Genomic DNA, 22,699 nt, shown 5'->3' with positions numbered 1-22,699 from the left:
TTGTTTTTTATATTTGACGAGTTGACAAGTTGACGAGGTTTATAATCCTTGTATCTGTGGCCTCGTCCCCTTGTATCTTGTATCTTATTTCACAAGGCAATTCTTATACTGCTTGATAGTCTCTTCCAGCCCAAGATACAAAGCATCGCAAATCAAGGCATGACCAATTGACACTTCCTCAAGCCAAGGAATATTCTGGCTGAAAAAGGCAAGATTCTCCAGACTCAAATCGTGACCGGCATTCACACCAAGACCAAGATTCTTAGCAGCCTTAGCCGCTTCGATAAACGGAGCAACAGCCGCCTCTCTGTCTTTAGGATACATAGTAGCATAAGGCTCTGTATATAACTCAACACGGTCGGTTCTTGTTTTTGCCGCCCATTCGATATTTTCTATATCAGTACCGACAAAGATAGAAGTTCTGATTCCATTGCTACTGAATCTTTCCACAAGGTCTGAAAGGAAATCAAAATTCTCTTTTACATCCCATCCAGCATTTGATGTTATCGCATCCGGAGCATCCGGCACCAGCGTCACCTGTGTCGGGCGGATTTTCATCACAAGGTCAATGAACTTGTCGCAAGGATAACCTTCTATATTAAACTCAGTGCGGACAATAGGTTTCAGACCATACACATCACTGTATCTGATATGTCTTTCGTCCGGACGAGGGTGAACTGTGATTCCTTGTGCACCGAAAACTTCAGCATCATGTGCTACTTTTAACACGTCAGGCATATTACCTCCGCGGGCATTGCGGATAGTTGCCACTTTGTTAATGTTTACACTTAAATTTGTCATCTTCTATTATTATCTTTTATCTTTGACTACTTTTGTATATGTTTTCATAGAAGACGAGTTAACAAGTTGACGGGTTGACAAGGTCATTTCATAACCTTGTGTCTGCATCCTTGTTCTCTGGTCTCTTTCTGATATATACTATCGTGCAAATTTAATATGATTTAGAAAATAAAGGAAAAAATGTTGGTGAAAGATTTCATAACAAAAGATATATCGTCCTTAAAAGGCTATTCCACTGATTCATTTTCCGACTCCGTTCCGTCGCTTAGGGCAGATGATTCCATATTGAATGCATTGTCCGTTGTTGCCGACAAGGATTTGGAATTTGTAAAAGTAGAAGATTCCGACGGGAATATTATCGGAATATTGGACAGAAAGGATATTGTCAATGCTTTGGTGAATATGACCTGCATGGACAAGCCCGGAAGTCTTATCATCCTTGAAATGTATGACAGAGACTATGCTCTTTCCGAAATTTCCCGCATCGCCGAATCCAACGATGCCCGGATTGAAGCCCTTCTGACACGTTATATCCCATTGACCGACCGTATGCAACTGCTGTTGAAAATAAATCTCGAAGATGCCACAGCCGTAATCCGCAGTTTGGAGCGCTTCAATTATTCCGTGATTTATTATTCAATGAAAGCAGGAGCGGTGAATGATTCACTTCAGCAAAGGGTGGATGAGGTGTTGAGGTGTTTTTTGTAGAGGAGGCAAGGAGTTAAGGAGAATACTCTTGTTTTCTGTAGCCTTGTCAACTTGTCAACTCGTCCCCTAATAAACTAATAAACTTAAAAACTCAAAAACTAAAAATGAAAATAGGCATATTCGGAAGCAAATATCAAAAAGAAAAGCAAAGCGTAATACGTCGCGTGTTCGAAAAACTGAAGTCTCTCGGAGCAGAAATATATCCTGATTCAGCTTTCTATAAATATATATGTGAGGAATTCGACTATCATCCGGACATCAATGACGTAATAACATATTCGGTGGACCATATAGATTTGGCTTTGAGCATCGGTGGCGACGGAACATTCCTTCGCACGGCAGCAGTCATAGGCAGCAGGAATATTCCAATATTAGGAATAAACACCGGCCGCCTTGGTTTCCTTGCCGATATCAGCAGCAACGAGATAGAGGAAACGCTCGAAGAAATCTTCAAGAACTACTATCGGATTGAAGAAAGAACATTGCTCTGCCTCAAGACTGAGGAAAGGAGATATAGAGGCTACAACTGTGCCCTCAACGAAGTTGCAGTGCTGAAGCGCGACACATCATCAATGATAACAATCCACACAATGCTCGACGATGAATATCTCACATCATATCAGGCAGACGGACTTGTAATAGCAACACCGACCGGCTCCACAGCATACTCCATGAGTGTAAACGGACCGATTATCGTGCCTCAGAACAACAGTCTTGTCCTGAGCCCGGTTGCGCCACATTCCCTTAATGTGCGTCCGCTGGTCATTCCGGATAATTGCAAGATAGATTTGCATATCGAAAGCCGTAATAAAACATTCCTTGTTTCGCTTGACGGCCGTTCTGAGATTTTCCCTGCCGACATCAAACTGTCAATCTGCAAGGCGGACTATACGGCAAAGGTTCTCAAAAGATATAATCATACATTCTATAAAACATTGCGAGAAAAACTGATGTGGGGAGCTGATGCAAGAATAAAATGAGGAAAACGAGCCAATTTAATTGGCTCAATTTCTCTGTGAACTCAGTGTTGAAACTAATATTTAAGCCACGAAAAATATGTTTTATAGCAAAAATCTGTTTATAAAACTATGTTGTAAAGCATGTTTTTGTTAAACAGATTTAAAATATTGAATTTTCCAAGCAAAAGTTTGTGTTGTATAACATAAACTCTCTATATTTGCAATGTGTTTTTCATGGTATTAGATTTAAGGTTAACAATGGAGATTGGTTGTCGTGAGACAACCTTTTCTTTTTTATATAGGTTTGTACAGTTGACAAGGGGACAAGTTGACGAGTTGACAAGGCTACAGAAAACAAGAGTATTCTCCTTGACTCCTTAACTCCTTAACTCCTTAACTCCTTAACTCCTTAACTCCTTAACTCCTTAACTCCTTAACTCCTTAACTCCTTAACTCCTTAACTCCTTACTTCCCTACAACTCTTTTCTCCTTCCATTTCCCTCTACGATAATATCCCAAAGTAATAACAAAGCCGATACCGATACTACCGTTTATCGCCCACCAAATACCATCTTGCTGAAGGAACTCACTGAACCAGTAAGCCAGAGGAATTCTCACAAGCCACAAACACAGAAGGCTCACAATCATGGTGAAGAAAGTATCGCCCGCTCCACGCAGTGCCCCGTTGAACACATTCAGTGCTCCGTGAATACAAAAGAAAAATCCCGTAATCGTCAGATAACTGTGTCCAATCTCAACCACATCCTTATCGTTGGTGAAAATCATCATCATATAGTCGCCCGCAAAATAAACCGCGGCAAACATCACAATCCCGAAAGCAATATTTATCATCATCGAAAAGCGTACACCCTCGTGAACACGCTCCATTTTCCCGGCTCCAACATTCTGCCCGCAGAAAGTCGACAGCGCCCCGGAAAGAGTAAGTATCGCCTGGGTGATAAGCGTATCAATTTTTCCTGCCGCTCCGTATGCCGTCAGCGTATTGGTGCCGAATTGGTTCACAATTCCCAGCAAAGTCATAAGCCCCAGCGCAATGGCGCACTGCTGCACGCTTGTCGGCAACCCGATTCTCAGGCTTTGTAGGAAAACTTCCTTGTCGAACAGCAAATCCTTCCGCTTGATGGAAAGAATAGGATGTTTCTCATTTACATAACACAAGGCAACAAACATCCCGATTCCCTGAGCCACAACCGTAGCACGTGCCGCCCCTTCGATTCCCCAGTCGAAAACAACAATGAAAAGCAAATCAAGCACAATATTCAGCACGCTCGACATAAATATGAACAGCATCGGACGCACAGATTCGCCCAGTCCTCTCAGAATGGAAATCACACTGTTGAACGTCATAAACAAAAACGTCCCGCCAATATAAATACGGAAATATTTCACAGCTTCCGGAATAACCTCCTCCGGAGTCTGTGTGATTCGGAAAATCTGCTCAGCAAAAATAATACCGCCGATAGAAAGCAAAATACCGACAATAAACATGAAAATGAAGAAACTCGAAAACGCCTGCTGCACCTTCTCAAGCTTTTTGGCGCCGAAATACTGCGACACAACGATAGACGTTCCGCTACCGATGCCAATCACAAACGAAATAATAAAATAATATATGAAGAAAGACGCCGAAACCGCCGCCAGCGCCTCTTTCCCCAGGAAACGCCCCACAATAATGCTGTCGGCAAGATTATACAACTGTTGCAGGAGATTACCTATCAGAAGCGGCAAAGCAAATCCCAATATAGTTTTGCCAACCGGTCCAACTGTCAAATCACGCTTTTCCTTTTTCATCATAAATCCTTAAGCAAAATTTTGTCGCTTGCCTGCAGCATATCCTTTCTTGTCTGCAGAAGAGTGTGCCATTCCCTGTTGAAAAGATTAATAGTATCAATCTTGAACTTTTCCGACCCGGCACGGTCGATTTTCGAAAACAGATAACCCACCGAAATCTTGTTGATATCTATTGCCGGCTGATAATAAGCAATGCGGTCATCCTCGCCAACATTCACCTCAATTATTATTTCCAATTCCATCAGCAGATACAGGATTTGCGTTGTCAGTCGGAACGGAATCTGGTATGAATTCGACAACTCGTCAGCCGTATAAGGTTTTTCCCCCTTTTCAAATCTCTTCACGATAAGAGTAGCAATCAGCAGCGTAAGAAAATCCTTATACCGTCGGCTGATATTTTTGCTGTCACGCTCAAAGCTGAATTTTCTTACGTTCTGCGATGCATACGACAGCTGAGCGCCAAACAGACAAATCAGCCACGACAGCTGAAGCCACAGCAACAAAAGCGGCAAGGCAGCAAAACTACCGTAAATGGCATTATATTTACTCACCCAAATCTGTCCGCTGATATAAAGAAACTGGAAAAACTGAAAAGCACATCCCGCAATAGTTCCCGCAATTATCCCGTTCGAAAATTTCACCTTCGTATTAGGCAGCGAAATATAAAGTCCTGCAAAGGCAAGCGAAGTAATCACATAAGGCAGGATATTCAGGATAAGTTCCAGCACCGGAGTGAGGAAAAGATAATGGCTCAGGAACGAATTCTGCAAAGTGGACAGAAAAATAGATATACCGCTCGAAGCCGTCATCAGCACAGGGAGAATAATAAACAAAGCAAGATAATCGGAAATCTTCCTGTACCAAGGTCTGGATTTCTGTATTTGCCATATATCATTGAAAGTATCTTCGATCGACGACAAAAGGCTGATAACCGTATAGAACAGCAAAATAAGACCAATCCCGATAATAACTCCGCCCTGAGCCTGCACCAGATAACTGTCAACAAACTCAAAAGCCTTGGTCAGTTCCACCTCGTGCCCTGGGAAATAATCCAGAAGCTCATCTCTCACAGTTCCCTGAAATCCGAACCCCTTTGCAATACCCAGCAATACGGCAAGCAGCGGAACAATGGCAAGCAGCGTGTTGTAGGTGAGAGCCGAAGCCTTCGTCTGCAAATTATCATTGATAAATCCCCGTACTGCAAGAATTATCGTTTTTATAATATTGAGATAAATGATTTTCAGCCCGGAAACTTCATTTTCGGTTATTCGCCATATATCATAAGTGACAAAGTGTATGGCCCACGAAAGGAAGTCACTGATACGTTTCATTAATGATTTCTCTTTATCCTGTGGAGTCATAGCGCGCGTTTTATGGAGTTGACATTGACAAGAAAACAAGTTGACGAGTTTACGAGGTTTTTTCTTGTATCTGAAACCTTGTTGCCTTGTCTTTATTTTAAAAAAACAGTTTGTCTGTAAGCCGGGTCCTGTGCTTCTTCCGCATTACCGGAAAAAGTGCCTGCCATTTATCTGATCTCACCGTCGCCGATGAGCTTTATCGGTCCACCCCCCGGCATCGGACGAGCAGCCCTACATGCGCCGGTATACATGACCTTTCAACCCATAAGTTGTACGGCATCCTTTGTTGCCAAAAGACCCGGTGAGCTCTTACCTCACCTTTTCACCCTTACCACAGCATCAGCCATGGCGGTTATTCTCTGTTACATTACTCAACCCTCGCGGACTGCTTCCCGTTAAGAAGTATGGTGCTCTGTGTTGCCCAGACTTTCCTCACACTCCGAAAAGTGAGCGACAAGCCGACAAACTGTTTTGAATTATTGAAGACAAAGGTAAGAAAAATATTATACAGTCGCAAAATACATAATATAATAGTAGTTCTTCATTTTTATCCATTTTGCCTTTCAATATTTCTGTATCAAGTATTTGAAACTTATAAATGTCTATTATGTTTTGAAAACTAAGCTTCAGTTTCTAAAAATTAAGCTTTAGTTTTTTAAAACTGAGCTTTAGATTATAAAAACTAAGTCTTAGTTTTAAGATTATAATACTACCTGATTAATTTATTATTAGTGGTAGTAACATTGAATGATAATATAAAAAACAAAGTTCTTAATGAATATTACAAGCTTATTTATACTTAATTATTTTTATTACCTTTGTTCCTTTGAATAAAAATATACCTGGCTTAAACGTCTAGTTTGTAAGCGGTCAGATATATGCCCTTGAAAATAAAACAAATGAAAGAATTATGGACAAATATTTCAGTCGGATAAACCAGCATATAATTTGTTTGATATTATGCGTGGCGATGTTTTCGTGCATGGGAGAATCCGGGACAATAGTGAAATTCGGCTCACAGGCGGGAGTGGTGCGCCTGGCTGACGGAAAGCAGATACATCTGAGGAACGGGATGACGCTGGAAGCGCAGGAGCTGGACACTCTGGCAGTGAAAGATGCAGACTGCTGCCTGGTGGATTTTCAGATAAACTATGACACGCAGACTGACACGCTGCAAGGTATCTGGCATACGGACTGGCTGATTTATAAGCCGGTACCGAAATGGAAACAGCTGATGCTGACTGAGCCGGACACGATGATAAGGGCTGATGAGCATTTCCTGGACTTCGATATTCCAAAGGGTGGATTCGTGAGCAATCATCTGTTTCTGTATATGGAGTATGGCAGTCATTATCAGACTCAGGTGGATTCGTTCCGGATGAGTTTCCTTCCTGCCGAAGGGCTTGTATATACTGCCGACAGCAGCCGGAAGGTTTATCGTCTTTATCTGCGCTCGTTTGGCTCGATTGCTGAGAAAGATTCGGTTACGGAGCAGAAGGTGCTGCCTCAGGCATTCGACCTGACTGATTTTGTGGAATGGGCAAAGACTTCTCCTGAAAGAACGGACGATACTATAAGGTTTCAGGTGGTTTATCCGAAACAGTTCAATTCGAATTATCCGGGGTTTGTGTGGAATGCGTCGGAGGTTTATTCGGTGTTGGAGAATGGGGAGGAAGTTAAGGAGTAAGGAGTCAAGTAGTTAAGGAGTTAAGTAGTTAAGTAGTCAAGTAGTCAAGTAGAATAGTCTTATTTTCTGTAGCCTTGTCAACTCGTCAACTTGTCAACTTGTTAACTCGTCAACTCGTCAACTAACAAAGCATTTAATAACAATATAATATACATTTTATGTACAAGAAAATATTTAGCTGGGTGCTAGCCGTAACTTTTCAGCCTAACCGTGCCTGGAATATAATAGCGAACAAGGAGGATAGGGCTGAAGAAAAAGGAGTGGATTATAAGGATGATCCTTTTTTTGCCAATTATCTTTATCCGTTGATTGGGCTTGTGACTTTGGCTTCGTTTCTGAGTGTTTTCACTCACAAGGAATTTGTGCTTGAGTTGGCTTTGAAGAATTCAATCAGGACAGTGGTGGCATATATAGGAGGCTTCTATCTGGCTTCGTATTATATAAAGAAATTCTGTTCGAAGTTTGTGGATATGCATCGCAGGCTTCGCCGCTGGCAGCATTTTATCGGGTATGCATCGGCATATATGTATGCTCTGACTATTATAAGGATGCTTATCCCGGACTTGTTCTTTTTGTATGTATTTGTGATTTATACGCTTCGTATAGTGTGGGAAGGACTTCCTGCTTTTATGAAGGTTGAAACTAAGGACAGGCTGAAGGTGACAGTTGTTTCGACTATCTTTATTATCGGATTCCCGATTTTGGTGGAACTGCTGGTTGAGGTTATGATGCCGGGTTTGCATGTCTGATTAATTTAAAAGGCTGAGAAAATGAAAGAGAAAATAAAGAAAGACGTGGTGATTAAGAACAAGAGAGCCACGTTTGATTATGAATTGCTGGACACGTTTACTGCCGGTATTGTGCTGACAGGAACTGAGATAAAATCATTGCGCTTGGGCAAGGCTAGTCTGGTGGATACTTTCTGCATCGTGGAGAAAGGCGAGCTTTGGGTTAAGAATATGTATATCGCAGAGTATTTCTACGGAACATACAACAATCATACGGCACGCCGCGACCGCAAGCTGCTACTGACAAAGAAGGAGCTGAGGAAGATTGCGGCATCGGTGCATACTTCGGGATTCACTGTTGTCCCTACCCGTCTGTTCATCAATGAAAAAGGTCTGGCAAAGGTGGTGATTGCGATTGCCAGAGGTAAGAAGGAATATGACAAGCGCGATTCAATTCGTGAGCGTGACGACAGACGTGAGATGGACCGTGCGTTCAAAAGATAACAAACTTCACAAAACTGCTTGAATGAATAAGGAAAAATTTTTGTCGCTCCTTGGTGAGCGTATTTTGATATTGGATGGAGGTATGGGAACGATGGTCCAGACTTTCGGGCTGAAGGAAGAGGACTATCGTGGCGAGCGTTTTGCCGATTTCCCCGGACAGCTGAAGGGCAACAATGATTTGCTTTGCCTGACTCGTCCGGATGTGATAAAATCCATTCACCGTCAGTATCTGGATGCAGGTGCTGATATTTTTGCTACGAACACTTTCAATGCCAATGCCGTGTCGATGGAGGACTATGGCATGCAGGCGTATGTGAAGGAGATTAACGTGGCTGCGGGAAAGCTGGCGCGCGAGGTTGCCGACGGTTTTATGCAGGAGTTTCCGGAACGTACTGTTTTTGTGGCGGGCTCAATCGGTCCGACCAACAAGACGGCTTCGATGAGCCCGGATGTGAACGACCCTGCTTTCCGCGCCGTGACATACAGGGATTTGTATGCTGCCTATAAGGAACAGGTTGAGGGACTTGTTGAGGGCGGTGTGGATATTATCCTGTTTGAAACTACTTTCGATACTCTCAATGTGAAGGCCGGACTTGAAGCTGCCGATACGGTGCTGAAGGAGATGGGCAAGGATTTGCCTATTATGTTGTCGCTGACATTGTCGGCGCAGGGCGGACGCACTTTCTCGGGACAGACGCTGATGGCTTTTCTGGCTTCGGTGCAGCATACCAATATTGTGAGTGTGGGGCTGAACTGCTCATTCGGCGCGGCTGATATGAAGCCTTATCTTGCTGAACTGGCGAATAATGCTCCTTATTATATAAGTGCTTATCCTAATGCGGGATTGCCTAACAGCTTCGGCGCTTATGACGAGACTCCGGAGAAAATGGCGGTGCACGTGAAGCCTTTCATCGACGAAGGTCTGGTGAATATCCTGGGCGGATGCTGCGGGACAACTCCTGCTCATATTGCTCAGTTCCCGAAACTTGTGAAAGGGGCTAAGCCTCATGTGCCGGTGAAGAAGGCGGATTGCCTGTGGCTGTCCGGTCTGGAGCTGCTTGAGGTGAAGCCGGAGAATAACTTCGTGAATGTGGGCGAGAGATGTAATGTTGCCGGTTCGAGAAAGTTCCTCCGTCTGATTAAGGAAGGAAACTATGAAGAGGCTCTTCTCATTGCCCGCAAGCAGGTGGAAGATGGGGCGCAGATTCTGGATATAAATATGGACGACGGAATGCTGGAAACTGTGAAGGAGATGAAAACATTCCTGAATCTTATTGCTGCTGAGCCTGATATTGCCCGTGTGCCGGTGATGATTGACTCGTCGAAATGGGAAGTTATAGAGGAAGGACTGATGTGCGTTCAGGGAAAGAGTATTGTGAACTCTATTTCGCTGAAAGGCGGTGAGGAGGAATTCCTGAAACATGCGCGCCGCATCAAGCAGCTTGGGGCTGCGGTTGTGGTGATGGCATTCGACGAAAAAGGACAGGCTGATACGTTTGAGAGAAAGGTGGAGATTTGCGGTCGTGCATACAGACTGCTTTGCGATGAAGTGGGATTCAATCCTAATGATATAATATTCGACCCTAATATCCTTGCGATTGCGACGGGTATTGAGGAGCATAACAATTATGGGCTTGATTTTATCCGTGCCGTTGAATGGATAAAGAATAATTTGCCGGGAGCGAAGGTGAGCGGTGGTGTGAGCAACCTTTCATTCTCGTTCCGCGGAAATAATTATCTGCGTGAGGCTATGCATGCGGTGTTCCTTTATCATGCTATTGCCAAAGGTATGGATATGGGTATTGTGAATCCTTCATCATCGGTGTTGTATGAGGACATTGAGCCGGAGCTGAGAGATTTGCTTGAGGATGTTATCCTGGCTCGCCGTGCGGATGCTGCGGAAGACCTGATTGCCTATGCCCAGAAGATGCAGGCTGTGGACAAAGGCGGCCATGAGGAAAAGCATGAGGTTTGGCGCGAGGCTTCGCTTCAGGAGCGTCTGGAATATGCCTTGATTAAAGGAGTGGGCGAGCATCTTGAGGAAGATTTGAAGGAGGCTTTGGGTGTTTATCCTAAGGCTGTGAATATAATTGAAGGTCCGCTGATGAGCGGAATGAACAAGGTGGGCGACTTGTTTGGCGCAGGAAAGATGTTTCTGCCGCAGGTGGTGAAAACTGCCCGCACAATGAAGAAGGCTGTGGCAATTCTCCAGCCGGCAATTGAGGCAGAGAATAGCAGTGCAGGTTCTACTAAGGCAGGAAAGGTGGTGTTTGCCACAGTGAAAGGCGATGTTCACGATATTGGAAAGAATATTGTTTCAATAGTTCTGGCTTGCAACAATTATGAGGTTATCGACCTTGGTGTGATGGTGCCTGCCGAGAAGATTGTCCGTACGGCAATTGAGGAGAAGCCGGATTTGGTGTGTCTTTCAGGTCTGATTACTCCTTCGCTTGAGGAGATGGTGAATGTGACCAAGGAGATGCAGAAGGCAGGGCTGAATATTCCTATTATGGTTGGCGGCGCAACTACCTCAAAATTGCATACTGCGGTGAAAATTGCTCCGCATTATGATTATCCTGTTATCCATGTTTTGGATGCGTCGCAGAATCCGATTATTGCTGCTAAGCTGCTTAATAAGGACACAAGGGATGCTTATATCGAAGAACTGAAGCGTGAATATGAGGCGTTGAGGGCTTCGGTTGGGGCTAAGTCTGTTGAGCTTGTTTCTCTTTCTGAGGCTCGCTCGAAGAAAGTTGAGCTTGACTGGGATGGTTATAGTCCGTGTGTTCCGGCTCAGCAGGGAGTACATTCAATGTCTGTTTCGATTGACGATGTTATACCATATATAAATTGGACATTCTTTTTCCATGCCTGGAAACTGGGAGGCAAGTTTGCCGGTATTGCCAATATCCACGGTTGCGACTCGTGCCGTGCTATGTGGCTGACTTCTTTCCCTGAAGAAGAGCGTGCGAAGGCTTCGGAAGCTATGCAGCTGCACAAGGATGCTTTGCGATTGCTGAACAGATTGTCCGCTATGAAGGCTGATTATTGCCGTGCGCTTTACGGATTCTTCCCGGCACATAGCGAAGGTGATGATTTGGTGATAAATTCATCGGTTCGTATCCCGACATTGCGCCAGCAGGCGAAGAGGGAAGATGACGTATATAAATCTCTGGCGGATTATGTGATGCCGGAAACTGCGGGCAAGACGGATTATGTGGGTGCTTTTGCCGTGACCGGTGGTTTTGGTTCCGACAAGCTGAAGGAGGAATTTGAGGCTGAGGGCGACACATATAATACAGTGCTTCTGCAAACTCTTACTGACCGATTGGCTGAGGCAACGGCTGAGTATTTGCATGAGAAGGTACGCAAGCAGTACTGGGGTTATGCTCCGGACGAGGATTTGACTGTTGATGAAATGTTCAAGGTGAAATATAAGGGAATACGTCCGGCTGTGGGCTATCCTTCGCTGCCGGACCAGAAACTGAATTTCGTTCTTGACGAGCTTCTTGATTTCTCTCGTATCGGCATTTCTCTGACTGAGAACGGGGCGATGTTGCCTACTGCAGCTGTGAGCGGTTTGTATATTGCTCATCCTGAAAGTTCTTATTTTATGATTGGAACAGTTTCGGAAGAGCAGATGAAAGACTATGCCGGAAGGAGAAATATGTCGGAAGATGAGGTTCGCGGACTTCTGGTGAAGAATTTGGAAATGGGAAAATAATGTTGCTATGATTCTATATTTCTCTGCAACCGGGAATTCAGCCTATGCGGCACGCCTTTTGAGCGAGGAAACCGGAGAACAGGTGTTTCCGGTGAAAGATTATAGGCCGGTGTCGCATAATTCTCTTCCGGAATTGAAGCCGGAGGAGAAGATTATATTTGTGTTTCCGGTTCATAGCTGGGGACCGGCTGTTTCGATTATGGAATTTCTGAAAATCTGGGAAGCAGCGGGTTATGCAGGTCAGCCAGTGTGGGCAGTTTGCTCGTGCGGTGATGATTGCGGTCTGGCTGCCGAGGTTTTCGGCAAGGCGCTGGCAAAGAAAGGAATTTCTCTTACTGGATATTTCTCTGTGCAGATGCCGAACAATTATATTCTGCTGCCCGGCTTTGATGTGGATTCCAAGGATTTGGAGGAAAAGAAGCTGGATGCAGTTCCTGCCAGGATTGCACAGATAGTAAAGGTGATAAAGGGCGAGGAAAGCAATTCGGGTGATTTATATACAAAAGGCTCTATGCCAGGATTGAAGACGAAGATGGTTTATCCTTTATTCTGTAAATTTATGGCAGACAGGAAAAAGTTTTATGCAACGGAAAACTGCATTGGCTGCGGGTTGTGTGCCGATGTTTGCCCTTCGTCGGTTATAGAGATTGGCAAAGACAAAAGACCTGTTTGGAAAGGCACTTGCACACAATGTCTTGCATGTATTCATAATTGTCCGGTGAGAGCTATAGAATACGGAAACGAAACAAAGAAAAAAGGAAGATATAAAAACAAAAGGAAATGATAAAGAAAGTAGGTTTATTTATTCTGGCATCGGCTTTGTTTGCCGGCTGTCAGCAGAAGCCTGAAGGCTATGTTATAGAAGGAAAGATGGATGGTGTGTCTTCCGGAAAGATATATCTGAAATCATTCAGAAACAAGATGTTCTTTGTTGAGGATTCGGCTGAAATAAAGGACGGAAGTTTCCGCTTTGAGGGAAAAGTGGCTCAGCCGCTTCTTTATGGTTTGCAGACTGAGGAAATGGATTATCCTTCACAGCTATTCGTTGAGAACAGTGAAATGACTGTGACAATGGATAAAGAAGGAAAGATTACTGAGGTGCTTAATTCTCAGGAAAATGCTATATTCCAAAGCAATGCGGAAAAGGTGTTTGCCGATGGATTCAATATTGACAGCTTGATTACAAAATATCCGACTTCGTCTGCTGCTGCGTTTTATTTGTATCGCTATTTCACATATCAGTTGCCTCTTGATGATTTGAAGGCTACGAGAGCAAAGATTGACGCTTCTTTGTCGTCTTGCCCTTATGTGACAGATTTGGATGGTATTATTGCCAAGTTGGAGAAAGTTCAGATTGGCCAGATTGCTCCTGAGTTTTCATTGCCTGATACAGCAGGAGTGAAAGTGTCGTTGTCTGATTTCAGAGGAAAATATGTGTTGCTTGATTTCTGGGCTTCATGGTGTCCTCCATGCCGCAAGGAAAATCCTAATGTGGTGGCAGCATACAATAAGTATAAGGACAAGAACTTTACAATAATCGGTATTTCACTGGATAAGGACAAGAAACGCTGGTTGAAGGCGATTGCTGATGATAAGCTGACTTGGACTCATGTTTCAGACCTTAAGTATTGGGATTCTGAAGTTCCGGGCTTATATGCAGTTCGCGGCATTCCATCAAATGTTCTCCTTGATCCGGATGGAAAGATTATCGGACGTGACTTGCGTGAGGAAGTTTTGCATGAGACATTGGAGAAGCTTTTAGGCGGTAAATAATATATCAGGTTAAAGAGAGACGAGTTGACAAGGCATCAGGTTGTCAACTCGTTTTTGTTTATATATACACCATTATTGCTATATTTATCGCATAATAAAATTGAATATACTTTATACAAAAAGCCGATAGAAATTTTTATCAGATTTCTATCGGCTTTTGTTCGACTCGTCAACTTGTAATCTTGTTAACTCGCCATCTATAATTTATTTCTCCTTAAGGTCAATCTTAAGATTAAGTTCGTCAAGCTGAACATCGTCAATTGCTGAAGGAGCATCAATCATTACGTCACGTCCTGAATTGTTCTTAGGGAATGCGATACAGTCACGGATTGAATCCAAACCTGCGAACAATGAAACCCAGCGGTCAAGACCATAAGCCAAACCACCGTGAGGAGGCGCACCATATTTGAATGCATCCATCAGGAAGCCGAACTGTTCGTGAGCCTTTTCTTCAGTGAAGCCTAACAGCTTGAACATCTTGTCCTGCAACTGGCTGTCGTGGATACGGATTGAACCGCCACCAACTTCAACACCGTTGATAACCATATCGTATGCATTAGCACGTACAGCACCCGGATCAGTGTCCAACAAAGGAACATCTTCCGGTTTTGGAGAAGTGAACGGATGGTGCATTGCATAGAAGCGCTGGTCTTCTTCGCTCCACTCGAACAATGGGAAATCAACAACCCAAAGGCAAGCGAATTTATTCTTGTCGCGCAAACCAAGCTGTTCAGCAACTTCAAGACGCAATTCACACAATTGCTTGCGAGTCTTCATAGCATCATCTCCTGAAAGGATAAGAATCAAGTCGCCCGGTTTTGCACCGAATGCTTCCTTCATCTGCTGAAGAACTTCCTGAGAGTAGAATTTGTCAACGCTAGATTTTACATTTCCGTCAGCTTCAACACGAGCATAAACCATACCTTTAGCACCGATTTGCGGACGTTTAACGAAGTCTGTCAAAGCATCCAACTGCTTGCGAGTGTAAGTTGCAGCACCTTCAGCGCAAATACCACCGATATAAGCAGCGTTGTCGAACACTGAGAAACCGTGGCCTTTCATGATATCCATCAATTCCACGAATTTCATGCCGAAACGCAAATCCGGTTTGTCGCTTCCGTAGTATTTCATAGCGTCTTGCCATGAGATACGCTGGAATGGTTCTTTTATCTCAATTCCGCGGATAGTCTTGAACAAGTGCTTAGCCATTCCTTCGAATGTCTGGATAACATCTTCCTGTTCAACGAAGCTCATTTCGCAGTCAATCTGAGTAAACTCAGGCTGACGGTCAGCACGCAAGTCCTCGTCGCGGAAACATTTTACAATCTGGAAATAACGGTCGAAACCTGAAACCATCAACAGCTGCTTGAAAGTCTGAGGAGACTGAGGCAAAGCATAGAACTGTCCCGGATTCATACGTGAAGGAACAACGAAGTCGCGTGCACCTTCCGGAGTTGATTTGATCAATACTGGAGTTTCAACTTCAAGGAAACCTTCCTTATCAAGATAGCTGCGCACTTCGAAAGCCATTTTATGACGCAATTCCAAGTTTTTGCGAACAGCGTTACGGCGCAAATCCAGATAACGATATTTCATTCTCAAATCGTCGCCACCGTCTGTATCATCTTCGATAGTGAAAGGAGGAGTTACAGCCGAATTCAATATATTCAGCTTTGAAACAACAAGTTCGATTTCACCTGTCGGGATATTAGGATTCTTGCTTGAACGTTCGCGAACTGTTCCTGTTACCTGAATTACATATTCACGGCCAAGTTTGTTTGCCTTTTCGCAAAGCTCAGCATCAACTTCATGGTTGAAAACCAACTGAGTGATTCCATAACGGTCGCGCAAGTCCACGAATGTCATACCACCCATTTTACGAGTCTTCTGAACCCATCCGGCCAAAGTAACTATCAGTCCTTCGTCAGCCAGACGCAAGTTTCCACATGTTCTTGTTCTGTACATGATTTTACTCTTTATTTTGTGTTACTTTATTGCTTTTTACAATCAATCTGCAAACTTACATAAATTCGGCGGAATACGCGAATAAAATCATGATTTATCTGACATGGACGATAACTCTTCTGTATCCTTTCAGCTGATGCGTACCGTTATCTGTCACTTCGCAGATGATATGTATTGTTTTCCCTTTTGCTTCAGAAGGAATGATAACGGATGAGCTGATTTTGTCGTTGTTGCTGATCTTTATATCTCCTTCATAATTTCCGGCTTCCTTCAGGCACCACCATTTATATGATAATTTGTCATTATCGGGGTCAAATGTGCCTTTGGCATCCAGTTTGAGTTCTTTTCCTGCTTTTGCTTTGACATTGATTATTCCAAGTCCTTTCTTCCCGTTAACAATGACAACAGGGTTTCTGTTTCCTTTTCCATCCTTTGCCCAATCCATTCGTGCAGCAAAATTGTTGAAAGCTGCCTGATAGAAATATTTCTCATATTTCTGTGAAATCTTTTTTATTTCCGGAGAAGAATTGGTGAAACATGAAGTTTCTTTGTCTAAGGATTTTCCAAAAACAAAATATCCGCCCCAGCCGGTTTGGTCAAGTTCTGTAGGGTCGTTCAGTCCGTTTGGCAGAATATGCAGAAACGAAGGTGTATCGCCTTCAACACCATATTTGTTTTTGGGATATATTTTCCCCATGTTTCCGTGTTTCTGAATATGTTTTGCATATTCATTCCAGTTTTTTGCACCAATACCGTTTTGGGAAAGCCATGCGCTTTCGTCCCAAATAAATTTAATTTTATCGCCAAATTTCTCTCTTAGCCAGTAGTGAGAGCTGAGTTTATATTTTCCTCTTTTATCCCATGGAACATCCTGGTCTGTTATGGCATAGATATATATTTTGCTTAGGAACTTTTCCACTTCGCTTGGGCTTCTTTCCTGCATAACCTTCCATATAGCTTGTGAGAGAGTGTTGCCTCCGCCCCATAGAGTGAACCATATCGGGCGGCTGTCTTTCTGGTCCACAAGTTTTATTATGAAATCACTTCCTTCAGAGTTGTTGTCCTCACCGAGAGATTCATGACCGAAATCCAGGCTGCCCATCATTGTTACGCTTCTCAAGTATCCCGGACTTGGCCAGTATCCGATATATTGTTTTCCGGCTTCTTTTTTCAATGGCATGAATGAATTCTGAGCCGAGCGCTTCATCAAATTTGGCAAATCTTTTTCGTAGGCATTAATCACGCTTTGCAAACTATCGTTCCAACTGTGCGGATATTTCTTTCCGCTGCTGTTCCATCCGCTTGTTGTAATCAATGCTTCAATTTCATACAAATCTGCATGTGACAAGAGTCTTATCATTGATTCCATATCGTCCGGTTCGATATCAACAGGTGCAATGTCTGTCAGGACAACGATTCTCGGTTTTAGTGTTTTGACATTAGTATTTGTTTTCTCTGCGAAAACATTATAATCTGAAATAAACAGAGAAAGAAAAATAAGCAATAAACTGAAATTTAGTTTCTTCATAATTTGAATAATTAAAATTAATACATCAAATTTACACTCTATATTTTAGTAATTCTGTCAATATTTATATTCAAACATAATGAAAACCGAGATTTTTAGTAATATTAACTCCGCGGAAAATGTATTCAGCGAATATGGGTTGTCCTGTGAATTGTGGAAACCTCGGTTGATGTATAATCGTGACAGGCATAACGAAATAGAGATAAATTTCTTGCCTGAAGGAAATCTGACTTATCTTTTTCATGACAGGAAGATAACGATTCCTTCAAACAGGCTGATTGTTTTCTGGGGACTTATACCGCATCAGATTGTTGGGTTTGAAAATAACAGTCAGTATTATGTCTGCACAATTCCTTTTTCTTTGTTTTTAAGCTGGAAATTGCCGGCTCAATTTGTGGAAATGATAGTCAAGGGAAATATTCTTATGGAGAATGATAATTCATATTCAATGTACGACAAATTTATTATCAGAAAATGGATAGATGAATGTGGAACAGATTTTATGAATAATATTATCAAACTTGAAATGCAAGCCAGACTAAGCCGGATGGCTATGAATGTTGATAAAGCGGATTCTTTTATTGGAATAAGGAACAATGATACAAGTGTAGTTGAAAAAATCGCTGTTTATATTGCTCAGAATTATCAGAATCCTATAAAAGTGTCGGACATAAGCAAGTCTGTCGGTTTGCATCCTGACTATGCAAATTCTATTTTCAAGAAAACTTTCGGGAGAAGCATTTATGAATATTTAATCGACGAAAGAACAACTCATGCCCAAAGATTGCTTCTCACCACGGATATGAATATTACTGAAATATGCTATGATTGTGGTTTTAATTCCATTAGCTGTTTCAATACTGCTTTTCAGAAAATAACGAAATGTTCTCCTCGGGATTATAAGAGGAGAAGCAGGTGATGGATAATGATGATAAGATTTATTAATTTTGTTGTAAAACGGGTTGATTTATGCAAATTGAAAAAATTATAAATAATAAGAAACGTTTTATGCCGCTTTTGTTTCTTGCTGATGAACAGGAGTCAATGATAGATAAATATCTGGACAGGGGAGATATGTTTGTTATGTATAATTCAGATAATGAACCTGTCTGTTCTGCTGTCGTTACCGATGAAACAAACGGCGTATGCGAACTTAAAAATCTGGCTGTTGCTCCGGAATGTCAGAGGCAAGGGTTAGGAAGGATGATGATTGAATACTTATGCCATTATTATAAGGATAGTTTTGATTTAATGATTGTAGGAACAGGAGATAGCCGGCAGACAATTTCATTTTATCAGAAATGCGGATTTGTTTATTCCCATATTGTCCCGAACTTTTTCACTGATAATTATGACCATCCTATTATAGAGGATGGAAAGGTGCTGAAGGATATGATTTATTTTAGGAAGAGTTTGTTATAATCTTTCTGAAATTCTTCTTTCAACAACTCAAAACAATGAATATCCAAAAAACAATTGTTTTTGAAACATGCTTTATGATGGATGCCGACTTTTCGGAATCCAACTTTTTCAAGCACTCGCATTGAAGCTATATTGTTCTCAAAAACATTGGCGACTATACGGATGACATTCGTTGTAGCAAAATAACGCCGCAGCGCTTCTTGAAGTGCTTCACTTGCAATACCTTGGTTCCAGAATGGTTCAGCAAGCCAATAACCAGTTTCTGCATTGAAACGTTCAACATCATTCCCTCGCATAAAACTGATATTGCCAACAGCTTCGTTATTTATTTCGATGCAGAATTCGCATTGTTCTTGCTGGCTCATTGCATATTCGATAAAAGAACGTGCGTCTTCTTCCGTATAAGGAAAAGGAAGGCGGTCCCGACAGTTGTTCCAAATCTTTTTGTTATTCAAATATTTAGCCAAAGATGGAATGTCAGATATTTGCCATGCTCGGAGTCGTTTATTTAGTTTATTTATTTTCATGATTTAAATTTTACTTCATATAGAAATTAGTCAGCCGCAAACGATTACATAACGTCTGTTGTCAATTTGGATAAAAGAACAACAATGCATTAAAGATAATAATAAAGTTTTTTTTGTTTATCTATAAATAACTAATTTTACAGAAATCAGACTAACCAATAAAAATACTAGATAATGAATAATCATATAATCACAAACAAACTTCTGGTATTGTTTCTGCTGTTATTTATGGCAGCATGTAACAAAGATGAAGCCCCTTTTGAAGAACCTGGTGAATCTAATAAATTCCTCAGTGGCATTATTGCTGAGAAACATATTGATAAAACAGAAATAGCATCTCAGGTTGCAGATTTTGCATCTTCACAAGGAATCAATATTCCTGAAGAACTGCTTAGTTCCTTGATATGCAGTATTGATGTGGCTGCTATCGAATATAATACAACTGGAGTAGATGGAAAACAAGTTACTGCTTCTGGAGTGATTGCAATTCCTGAGGGAACGATTTCATATGAGCATTTGCTGAGCATCCAGCACGGCACGTTGGATATGGAAGATGCTCCGTCGAAGCAGCTTTTCTATTACGAGATGCTGCCTGTTGTGAGCGGACATATCGTAGTAATGGCAGATTATTTGGGCTATGGTTCCAGCCAGACTCCCGACCGTCAGCACCCATATTTGCATAATAAGCTGACAGGAACAGCTTGTGCCGATATGATTGAGGCTGCACGGGAATATTTGAAATACAAATCCATTACGGAAAATGATGATGATATTGAACTCTTAGGTTATTCCCAAGGTGGACAGGCTACAATTGCGACTTTGTTGGAACTGGAAGAACGTGGGCAAGCTGAATCTATTCGTGGTGTATATGCCGGAGGTGGTGTGTATGACCTTATAAATACTTTGGAAGTATTCACTTCTCCAACAATTGGTTCTATGTCTTATATGCATACGGGGTATGCTCCTTATCTGATACGTGGCATGGTTTATGGAGAACAATTGACTGTGAGCGATGAGAATCTGTATGCTCCAGAGGTTATTGATGAAGGACTGAATGAAATGTTTTCTACACGACCACTTTCAGAATGGCACAATGCCTTGGGAAATGATATAACCAAAGTGCTGCATCCCGATTTTTTTGCTGCACCTGATTATAACAATAATAAAGATGTTCTGGCAGTTATAGAAGCCTTGCGGAAAAATTCATTGGTGAATACTTCATTTCAACCACAGACTCTGATAATGCTTTATCATTCACCGAAAGACGATTTTGTGCCATATTCCAATGCCGTGAATGCACATAAGCTTTGGCAGTCATCAACACTGGTTGACCTTTCGATGCCGAGCCATGTGTTGGGTGGAGTTGAGTTTATGTTGCGTTATATGGGGTTGTGGGAGTTGATAGGACCGATAATGCAGGAAAATATGTGATATTTATAGAAAAAGCTTATTACTAACAAATGGAATTAACCCTTTTTGTTTGTAATAAACTTTTTGTCTTAGATAATATTTTTCACCATAACAAATTCGTCTTCTGTTTCCTTTATAGTTTTAAAACCAAGTTTCAGGTACATTTTAACAGCATAATTGGCTTTTTGAACAGACAGTGATACTTGTTTATACCCTTTATTTCTAAGTAACATTATCATTTCAATCATTAGCTGGTTCCCAATTCCTTTATTCCTATATTCCTTATATAAGGAAATGGAAAGAGATGGTGTACTATTATCTACATGTCCATAATCGTTCATAATCCTACACCAAACAGCACCGATTATATTGCCATTAGTTTCTGCAATCAGGCAATAATCGTCTTTATTTTCTCCAAAACCTTCTATGTAAACTTTCAGTTCGGGCAAATCTACAACTTCTTTTGCCGGAGGTTTGATGCCTTCTGGTATAAATATAGCTTCATATAGAAAATCCCTGAGCAAATAAATTTCCTCTTTTTTTATTGGACGGATTATGTAGTTGTATTTTGTATCCATTGTAATTTATTAGTAGAAAGAGTTTTTACGGATGCAACACCCGCGTAATAGGACGGTCACCTTCCAGAAATCCAATCACGTTGTCACAAACAGTTTGAGCCATGATAACTCGGGTTTCGTATGTTTGTGTTCCGATATGCGGACAAAGAACAACATTTTCAAGTTCTAATAATTCAGGTAGCGGATGGTCTCCGAATTCAAAAACATCCAATCCTGCGCCGTGGATAGTTCCGTCCTGCAGAGCCTTAACCAGTGCATGCTCGTCGACAAGAGGACCTCGTGCCGTATTAATCAGCACAGCAGAAGATTTCATTTGTTTCAATTCTTTTTCTCCGATGATGTGATATGTTTCAGGAGTATAAGGCGCATTGATTGAAACAAAATCAGATTGTGCCAGCAGTTCTTCTTTAGAAACATAACGAGCTGGAATCGCTGCTTCTTCTTCAGGAGATAAACGATGACGATTGTGATAAATTATATTCATATTGCATGCAACGGCACGTTTCGCCAAAGCCTGTCCGATACGTCCCATTCCGATTATACCCAATGTCTTACCATCAATAGGAAGACCTAAATTCTCCAGTACACCCACTTTCATCTGTTTTCCTAATCGGCGGAGTTTACGGTCACATTCTGTTATGCGGCGCGCAGTGTCGAGCATTAATCCCAAAGCAATATTGGCAGTCGGGGCAGTAACAGGACCTGGAGTGTTGGTTACTGTTATACCTTTTTCCAGGCAATAAGCTACATCTATATTGTTATACCCGACAGCATAGTTGGATACAAGTTTCAGATTTGGAGCATGGTCCACTAATTCCTTATTTACCGGAAAGTCGAACATAGAACACAATACATCATATTCCGGAATCATTTCAAACACTTCTTCATAAGTGAAATCACGTCCATCAGGAAAGGTCACGTCATAAAGCTTTTCCAATTCAGTGAATCCTTCGCGGAACATATCATAGGTCACAAGTATTTTTTTCATGGTCGTTTACGTTTTTCTAAAGAATACACAAATATACTAAAACTCGCCCGATTTCGGATGGATTTAGGAAGAATAATGTAAACTATTGGGCTTTCAGGGAGATACGCAGCATTATTCCGCATTTGTAAATGTGTGCTTTGAAGCCGTTTTTTGAATAGTTAAGCGAAAAAATTGCTACCTATCCGTTGCCCATTCCAGTTGTATGGAGTTATTTGAAAATCCTT

At 41.9% G+C, this 22,699-nt stretch carries 19 protein-coding genes and 1 other RNA gene; 11 read left to right on the top strand and 9 right to left on the bottom strand.

Features of this window, described 5'->3' with window-relative positions:
• Window positions 1-84 precede the first annotated feature (84 nt).
• Window positions 85-801, bottom strand: coding sequence for a pyridoxine 5'-phosphate synthase (locus tag ACYIAR_RS05175; protein ID WP_480332564.1), 717 nt, complete (start codon window positions 799-801; stop codon window positions 85-87).
• 180 nt (window positions 802-981) lie between these two features.
• On the opposite strand from ACYIAR_RS05175, the gene ACYIAR_RS05170 reads away from it, so the two are divergent.
• Both ACYIAR_RS05170 and ACYIAR_RS05165 read left to right on the top strand, forming a co-directional pair.
• On the top strand, window positions 982-1,509 hold the full coding sequence (locus ACYIAR_RS05170) for a CBS domain-containing protein (protein ID WP_480332562.1): 528 nt from the start codon (window positions 982-984) through the stop codon (window positions 1,507-1,509).
• Between the two features lie 104 nt (window positions 1,510-1,613).
• On the top strand, window positions 1,614-2,489 hold the full coding sequence (locus ACYIAR_RS05165; RefSeq protein ID WP_480332560.1) for an NAD kinase: 876 nt from the start codon (window positions 1,614-1,616) through the stop codon (window positions 2,487-2,489).
• Window positions 2,490-2,933: 444 nt separating this feature from the next.
• On the opposite strand, the gene ACYIAR_RS05160 is transcribed toward ACYIAR_RS05165, so the two are convergent.
• The 3 genes from ACYIAR_RS05160 to rnpB all read right to left on the bottom strand — a co-directional run bounded on the left by ACYIAR_RS05160 (window position 2,934) and on the right by rnpB (window position 6,111).
• Window positions 2,934-4,283 (bottom strand): MATE family efflux transporter, encoded by a 1,350-nt coding sequence (locus tag ACYIAR_RS05160; RefSeq protein ID WP_480332558.1) that lies wholly within the window; start codon window positions 4,281-4,283, stop codon window positions 2,934-2,936.
• Window positions 4,280-5,641 carry a YihY/virulence factor BrkB family protein gene (locus tag ACYIAR_RS05155; protein ID WP_480332556.1) on the bottom strand — a complete coding sequence of 454 codons (1,362 nt, stop codon included), beginning with the start codon at window positions 5,639-5,641 and terminating at the stop codon, window positions 4,280-4,282. Before ACYIAR_RS05155 ends, ACYIAR_RS05160 begins: the two co-directional genes overlap by 4 nt.
• A gap of 101 nt (window positions 5,642-5,742) precedes the next feature.
• An RNA gene (rnpB, locus tag ACYIAR_RS05150) (RNase P RNA component class A) lies at window positions 5,743-6,111 on the bottom strand.
• A 440-nt stretch (window positions 6,112-6,551) separates the two neighbouring features.
• Here rnpB and ACYIAR_RS05145 point away from each other — a divergent pair.
• From ACYIAR_RS05145 to ACYIAR_RS05120, 6 genes are all read left to right on the top strand, one after another.
• A complete protein-coding gene (locus tag ACYIAR_RS05145; RefSeq protein ID WP_480332554.1) occupies window positions 6,552-7,328 on the top strand; it encodes a BFO_2992 family lipoprotein in 777 nt (258 codons plus the stop codon).
• Between the two features lie 158 nt (window positions 7,329-7,486).
• Window positions 7,487-8,077, top strand: coding sequence for a Yip1 family protein (locus ACYIAR_RS05140; protein ID WP_480332552.1), 591 nt, complete (start codon window positions 7,487-7,489; stop codon window positions 8,075-8,077).
• Between the two features lie 21 nt (window positions 8,078-8,098).
• Window positions 8,099-8,560 (top strand): SsrA-binding protein SmpB, encoded by a 462-nt coding sequence (gene smpB / locus ACYIAR_RS05135; RefSeq protein ID WP_480332550.1) that lies wholly within the window; start codon window positions 8,099-8,101, stop codon window positions 8,558-8,560.
• A gap of 22 nt (window positions 8,561-8,582) precedes the next feature.
• A complete protein-coding gene (gene metH, locus ACYIAR_RS05130; RefSeq protein ID WP_480332548.1) occupies window positions 8,583-12,284 on the top strand; it encodes a methionine synthase in 3,702 nt (1,233 codons plus the stop codon).
• A 7-nt stretch (window positions 12,285-12,291) separates the two neighbouring features.
• On the top strand, window positions 12,292-13,068 hold the full coding sequence (locus ACYIAR_RS05125; RefSeq protein ID WP_480332546.1) for an EFR1 family ferrodoxin: 777 nt from the start codon (window positions 12,292-12,294) through the stop codon (window positions 13,066-13,068).
• Window positions 13,065-14,057, top strand: coding sequence for a redoxin domain-containing protein (locus ACYIAR_RS05120; RefSeq protein ID WP_480332544.1), 993 nt, complete (start codon window positions 13,065-13,067; stop codon window positions 14,055-14,057). The genes ACYIAR_RS05125 and ACYIAR_RS05120 overlap by 4 nt, the downstream gene beginning before the upstream one ends.
• 204 nt (window positions 14,058-14,261) lie before the next feature.
• Here ACYIAR_RS05120 and aspS read toward each other — a convergent pair whose 3' ends face one another.
• Together aspS and ACYIAR_RS05110 are read right to left on the bottom strand one after the other, a co-directional pair.
• Complete coding sequence (gene aspS / locus ACYIAR_RS05115; RefSeq protein WP_480332542.1) at window positions 14,262-16,022, bottom strand: aspartate--tRNA ligase; 1,761 nt, start codon at window positions 16,020-16,022, stop codon at window positions 14,262-14,264.
• Window positions 16,023-16,116: 94 nt separating this feature from the next.
• Window positions 16,117-17,550, bottom strand: coding sequence for a DUF1593 domain-containing protein (locus ACYIAR_RS05110; RefSeq protein ID WP_480332540.1), 1,434 nt, complete (start codon window positions 17,548-17,550; stop codon window positions 16,117-16,119).
• 79 nt (window positions 17,551-17,629) lie between these two features.
• Between ACYIAR_RS05110 and ACYIAR_RS05105 the strand changes: the two genes are divergently transcribed.
• Both ACYIAR_RS05105 and ACYIAR_RS05100 read left to right on the top strand, forming a co-directional pair.
• The gene (locus tag ACYIAR_RS05105) at window positions 17,630-18,469 is read left to right on the top strand and encodes a helix-turn-helix domain-containing protein (protein ID WP_480332538.1); all 840 of its coding nucleotides are present in this window, start codon (window positions 17,630-17,632) and stop codon (window positions 18,467-18,469) included.
• A gap of 50 nt (window positions 18,470-18,519) precedes the next feature.
• Complete coding sequence (locus ACYIAR_RS05100; RefSeq protein WP_480332536.1) at window positions 18,520-18,972, top strand: GNAT family N-acetyltransferase; 453 nt, start codon at window positions 18,520-18,522, stop codon at window positions 18,970-18,972.
• Here ACYIAR_RS05100 and ACYIAR_RS05095 read toward each other — a convergent pair.
• Window positions 18,948-19,499, bottom strand: a complete 552-nt coding sequence (locus tag ACYIAR_RS05095; protein ID WP_480332534.1) for a GNAT family N-acetyltransferase — start codon at window positions 19,497-19,499, stop codon at window positions 18,948-18,950. The two genes, ACYIAR_RS05100 and ACYIAR_RS05095, sit on opposite strands and share 25 nt — an antisense overlap.
• A gap of 174 nt (window positions 19,500-19,673) precedes the next feature.
• Between ACYIAR_RS05095 and ACYIAR_RS05090 the strand changes: the two genes are divergently transcribed.
• Complete coding sequence (locus ACYIAR_RS05090) at window positions 19,674-20,930, top strand: lipase family protein (RefSeq protein ID WP_480332532.1); 1,257 nt, start codon at window positions 19,674-19,676, stop codon at window positions 20,928-20,930.
• 68 nt (window positions 20,931-20,998) lie between these two features.
• Here ACYIAR_RS05090 and ACYIAR_RS05085 read toward each other — a convergent pair whose 3' ends face one another.
• Window positions 20,999-21,487: an N-acetyltransferase family protein gene (locus ACYIAR_RS05085; RefSeq protein ID WP_480332530.1), complete on the bottom strand. Its 489-nt coding sequence runs from the start codon at window positions 21,485-21,487 to the stop codon at window positions 20,999-21,001.
• 25 nt (window positions 21,488-21,512) lie between these two features.
• Window positions 21,513-22,475 (bottom strand): 2-hydroxyacid dehydrogenase family protein, encoded by a 963-nt coding sequence (locus ACYIAR_RS05080; protein ID WP_480332529.1) that lies wholly within the window; start codon window positions 22,473-22,475, stop codon window positions 21,513-21,515.
• Window positions 22,476-22,699: the final 224 nt, after the last annotated feature.

The organism is Parabacteroides sp. KHUB-01 (assembly GCF_056640935.1).
The sequence above is the reverse complement of the archived record's forward strand: the minus strand, read 5'-3'. Positions and strand labels throughout refer to the sequence as shown.

Excerpts from the sequence above, each read along its gene's own strand:
- ACYIAR_RS05175 (WP_480332564.1), bottom strand. The coding sequence starts at position 801 with ATGACAAATTTAAGTGTAAACATTAACAAAGTGGCAACTATCCGCAAT.
- ACYIAR_RS05170 (WP_480332562.1), top strand. The coding sequence starts at position 982 with ATGTTGGTGAAAGATTTCATAACAAAAGATATATCGTCCTTAAAAGGC.
- ACYIAR_RS05165 (WP_480332560.1), top strand. The coding sequence starts at position 1,614 with ATGAAAATAGGCATATTCGGAAGCAAATATCAAAAAGAAAAGCAAAGC.
- ACYIAR_RS05160 (WP_480332558.1), bottom strand. The coding sequence starts at position 4,283 with ATGATGAAAAAGGAAAAGCGTGATTTGACAGTTGGACCGGTTGGCAAA.
- ACYIAR_RS05155 (WP_480332556.1), bottom strand. The coding sequence starts at position 5,641 with ATGACTCCACAGGATAAAGAGAAATCATTAATGAAACGTATCAGTGAC.
- ACYIAR_RS05145 (WP_480332554.1), top strand. The coding sequence starts at position 6,552 with ATGGACAAATATTTCAGTCGGATAAACCAGCATATAATTTGTTTGATA.
- ACYIAR_RS05140 (WP_480332552.1), top strand. The coding sequence starts at position 7,487 with ATGTACAAGAAAATATTTAGCTGGGTGCTAGCCGTAACTTTTCAGCCT.
- smpB (WP_480332550.1), top strand. The coding sequence starts at position 8,099 with ATGAAAGAGAAAATAAAGAAAGACGTGGTGATTAAGAACAAGAGAGCC.
- metH (WP_480332548.1), top strand. The coding sequence starts at position 8,583 with ATGAATAAGGAAAAATTTTTGTCGCTCCTTGGTGAGCGTATTTTGATA.
- ACYIAR_RS05125 (WP_480332546.1), top strand. The coding sequence starts at position 12,292 with ATGATTCTATATTTCTCTGCAACCGGGAATTCAGCCTATGCGGCACGC.
- ACYIAR_RS05120 (WP_480332544.1), top strand. The coding sequence starts at position 13,065 with ATGATAAAGAAAGTAGGTTTATTTATTCTGGCATCGGCTTTGTTTGCC.
- aspS (WP_480332542.1), bottom strand. The coding sequence starts at position 16,022 with ATGTACAGAACAAGAACATGTGGAAACTTGCGTCTGGCTGACGAAGGA.
- ACYIAR_RS05110 (WP_480332540.1), bottom strand. The coding sequence starts at position 17,550 with ATGAAGAAACTAAATTTCAGTTTATTGCTTATTTTTCTTTCTCTGTTT.
- ACYIAR_RS05105 (WP_480332538.1), top strand. The coding sequence starts at position 17,630 with ATGAAAACCGAGATTTTTAGTAATATTAACTCCGCGGAAAATGTATTC.
- ACYIAR_RS05100 (WP_480332536.1), top strand. The coding sequence starts at position 18,520 with ATGCAAATTGAAAAAATTATAAATAATAAGAAACGTTTTATGCCGCTT.
- ACYIAR_RS05095 (WP_480332534.1), bottom strand. The coding sequence starts at position 19,499 with ATGAAAATAAATAAACTAAATAAACGACTCCGAGCATGGCAAATATCT.
- ACYIAR_RS05090 (WP_480332532.1), top strand. The coding sequence starts at position 19,674 with ATGAATAATCATATAATCACAAACAAACTTCTGGTATTGTTTCTGCTG.
- ACYIAR_RS05085 (WP_480332530.1), bottom strand. The coding sequence starts at position 21,487 with ATGGATACAAAATACAACTACATAATCCGTCCAATAAAAAAAGAGGAA.
- ACYIAR_RS05080 (WP_480332529.1), bottom strand. The coding sequence starts at position 22,475 with ATGAAAAAAATACTTGTGACCTATGATATGTTCCGCGAAGGATTCACT.